The 3,837-nt window shown below is 74.3% G+C and carries 2 protein-coding genes and 1 pseudogene; 2 read left to right on the top strand and 1 reads right to left on the bottom strand.

Annotated features, from left to right (window positions below):
- Nucleotides 1–1,608 (top strand): fibronectin type III domain-containing protein (locus AB0M20_RS31435; protein ID WP_364303954.1); only part of this gene is annotated, 1,608 nt, incomplete at its 5' end.
- A gap of 116 nt (nucleotides 1,609–1,724) precedes the next feature.
- Nucleotides 1,725–2,327: a DUF6518 family protein gene (locus AB0M20_RS31440; RefSeq protein ID WP_364303955.1), complete on the top strand. Its 603-nt coding sequence runs from the start codon at nucleotides 1,725–1,727 to the stop codon at nucleotides 2,325–2,327.
- A gap of 60 nt (nucleotides 2,328–2,387) precedes the next feature.
- Here the strand turns inward: AB0M20_RS31440 and AB0M20_RS31445 are convergent.
- Nucleotides 2,388–3,749: pseudogene (locus AB0M20_RS31445) on the bottom strand (DUF5915 domain-containing protein); the annotation flags it as partial.
- Nucleotides 3,750–3,837: the final 88 nt, after the last annotated feature.

Here is a 3,837-nt window from a genome sequence, read left to right on the forward strand (position 1 = left end):
ACGGGCCTCACCAACGGCGTGGCGGTCTCCTTCCGCCTGCGGGTGGTGACGGCCGCGGGGGCGGGCGCGTTCAGCGAGGCCTCGGCGGCGGTGACCCCGGCACCGGCCGCGGGCGACGACACCACCCCGGACGACGGCACCACCCCGGACGACGGCGACGAAGACGAAGACGACAACACCCCGGCGACAACGCCCACCACGGCCCCGGCAACCCCGGCTCCGCCCACCACCACCCCGACGACTCCGGCCACGACGCCCGCCTCCACCCCGACCACCAGCCCGACCACCAGCCCGACCACCTCGCCCGTCCCCGTAGCACCCGGCGCGCCCGTCATCGGGACCGCCACGGCAGGCGACGGCGAAGCCGTGGTCCGCTGGACGGCACCGGCCTCGGACGGCGGCACGCCGATCTACGGCTACGAGGTCCAGGCGCTGGACGCCGAGACCGAGGTTGTCATGGACGTGGACGTGGCCGCCGCGGACGCCGCCGAGCTGACCTTCCACTACCTGACCAACGGCACGCCCTACACGTTCTGGGTCCGCGCGGTGAACGCTGCCGGGGCGAGCGAGTTCTCGGCAATCTCCAACCGCGTGGTCCCCACGGCGGCCACGCCCGGCCCGACCGACCCGGCGCCGACCACGCCGGCCGACCCGACCCCGACCACGCCGGCCGACCCGGCCCCGACCACGCCGGCTCCGGCCGACCCCACTCCGACCACGCCGGCTCCCGTCGACCCGGACCCCACCACGCCCGCCGACCCGACGCCGACCACAACTGCTCCGACGACACCGGCTCCGGTCGACCCGACTCCGAGCACCACCGCGGACCCGACCCCGACCACCTCAGCCGGGCCGACGACCACGCCCGACCCGACGCCGGGCACGACTCCGACCACGTCGGCCGAGCCGACTCCGACCCCCACCACGACGACGACGCCGACCACGACGCCGACCACCACGCCGACCACGAACCCGACGACGAGCCCGGCCGGCAAGATCACGGCACCGGCGGCCCCGGCGATCGGACTGATCACCGCGGGTGACGGCCGAGCGGCCGTGCGCTGGTCCAGGCCTGCGGACGGCGGCGCACCGATCACCCGCTACGAGATCCAGGTCTTCGACGCCGACTGGGGCCGCACCGCCGGCATCCGGACGGTCGCCGACGGCGCCTCGCCGGAGATCGTCACGGGCCTGACGAACGGCCGGACCTACCGCTTCCAGGTCCGCGCGGTGAACGCCACCGGCAAGGGCGAGTTCTCGCCCCTCTCAGCCGCAGCGATCCCGTGCGCGGTCCCCGGCACGCCGAACACCCTGACCGGCGCCTCCGGAGCCAAGGGCGGCCCGGTCACGGCATCGGTGCGGTGGTCCGACGCGTCCTACACGGGCGGCCGTGCGGTGACGGGCTGGCGCATCACCGTCCAGCGCCTGACCGCGTCGGGCAAGCCCGACGGCACCCCGACCGTGGTGACCGCCAAGCCCGGCGTGCGCACCTGGACGCTGACGGCCCCGCGTGGCGTGGCCGCCGGCGCCCAATACCGGATCATCGTCCAGGCGGTGAACCCGGCCGGCGCCGGAACGGGACGGAGCGTGACCGTCACGGCTCGCTGAAGTACCGCAACCAGCGCCTGCTCTGCTTCCCCTGAGGAAGCGGAGCAGGCGCTGTCGTGGTTAGCGAGGTTGTGAGATGGTGGCCACCCACGAGCGTCCATGGGGGATCCGACGGCATGCGATGGGTGGTGACCGGCCCGGCCTTCGGCGTGATGCTCGGGGCCGTCGACTCGGTCGTCAATCACGTGCCGGAGTGGCTGGGCGAGGTGGGCACCGCGCGTGCCGAGCGCGGCGGCTGGTCGCAGCTCGCGGAGTTCGCGAGCCTCAACCTCGACGCGGGCTGGGCCTGGGCCGCGGCCGCCGTGCTGGCCGGCTGGCTGGTGAGCCGCCGGTCCGGGCTTACGGCCGGCGTGCGGCGAGGTGCTGTGTCCGGCGCGCTCTGCCTGGTCTTCGCCACCGCTGCCTACTACGGCATGGACATCCTCTTCGACGGCGGGGTCTGGTGGACCATGACCACCCGGATCTGGCTGGCGGCAGGGCTCGTGTTCGGTCCCGCACTCGGGATCGCCGGCGCTGTGATTCACCGCGGCGGCATCGCGGGCGTCCTGGCCGCGCTGCTGGTCCCGGCGGGTGCGGCCCTGCAGATGGTGTTGCTGCCGCCGGCGGCGGAAAGCCTGATGGCGCAACCGGTCCGGTGGACCGTCTGGGCCGGGGCGGCGGCGGCCACGATCCTGATCGTCCGGCGAGCCGGCCGATCGAGCACTGACCCCGCTCGGTAAGTCCGGCGCAAGACCCGTGCCCGGCCGTCAAGGCACGCAACCGCTGGTGGCGGTCGCCGGTCAGGCCTTCCGGAACCAGAAGGTGAGCCCGAGCCGGTCGTCGGTCCGGGCCGCGGCGTCGTCGCGGTCCGGGCCACCCTCGGCGTACGAGCTCGCCAGCACCTCCTCGGCGACCAGCCCGCCGTGCTCGCGCAGCGCGGCGGCGGTCTCCTCGTCGGTGGCCCGGTAGCGCAGCACGATCCGGTCGGACACCTCCAGACCGCTGCTCTTGCGGGCCTCCTGCACCAGCCGGATCACGTCGCGGGCCACCCCGGCCCGGCGCAGCTCCGGCGTCACGCGCAGGTCGAGCGCCAGCGTCGCGCCGCCCTCGGACGCGACCGCCCAGCCCTCCCGCGGGGTCTCGGTGACGACCACCTCGTCGGGGGAGAGCGTGACCGGTTCGCCGTCCACCGACACCGAAGCCGTACCCGAATCCCGCAGTGCTGCCGCCAGCTCCGCCGCGTCGGCGGCGGCGATCGCTGCCGCAACGGCCTGCACCCGCTTGCCGAACCGCCTGCCCAGCGGCCGGAAGTTCGCCTTCGCCGTAGTGTCCACAAGGGAGCCTCCGGCGCCGGTCACCTCGCCCACGTTGAGCTCGGACGCGATCTCGGCGAGCAGGTCGGCGGGCAGCCGGTCGAAGCCCGGCGCGGACGCGAGAGCCCGGCCCAGCGGCTGCCGCACCTTGACGCCCGAGTCGGCGCGCGCGGTGCGGCCCAGCTCGACCAGCCGGCGCACCAGGGCCATCCGCTCGGCCAGGTCCGGGTCGATCAGCGTCTCGTCGGGCGCCGGGAACCCGGCCAGATGCACCGACATCGGCGCGTCCGGGGTCACCGGCACGACGACGTCCCGCCAGGCCCGCTCGGTGATGAACGGCACGATCGGCGCCATCAGCAGCGTCACCGCGGTGATCGTCTCGTGCAGCGTCGCCAGGGCCGCCGCGTCGCCGCGCCAGAACCGGCGGCGGCTGCGGCGCACGTACCAGTTGGACAGGTCGTCGACGAAACCGGCGAGGAGCTTTCCGGCCTCGTGGGTGTCGAAGGCGGCCAGCGCACGGTCGACGTCGACGATGAGCGTGTTCAGCTCGGACAGCAGCCACCGGTCGAGCACCGGGCGGTCGCCGGGCGCGGGGTCGGCGGCCGTGGGCGTCCAGCCGGCAGCGCGTCCGTAGAGGGACTGGAAGGACACGGTGTTCCAATACGTCAGCAGGGTCTTGCGGACGGCCTCCTGGATCGTGCTGTGCCCGACCCGCCGCGCCGACCACGGTGACCCGCCCGCGGCCATGAACCAGCGCACCCCGTCGGCGCCGTGCTGCTCCATCAGCGCGATCGGCTCGACGATGTTGCCGAGATGCTTGGACATCTTGCGGCCGTCCTCGGCCAGGATGCTGTAGGGCGTCCTAGGAAGTTGGTGGCCGGACAATGGAGCGTGTGGTGTTTTCCCCGGCCGTCTCCGATGGTCTCCACGACCCGGC

Origin of the sequence: Actinoplanes sp. NPDC051633, assembly GCF_040681735.1 — a bacterium.
In the GTDB taxonomy this organism is placed as follows: domain Bacteria; phylum Actinomycetota; class Actinomycetes; order Mycobacteriales; family Micromonosporaceae; genus Actinoplanes.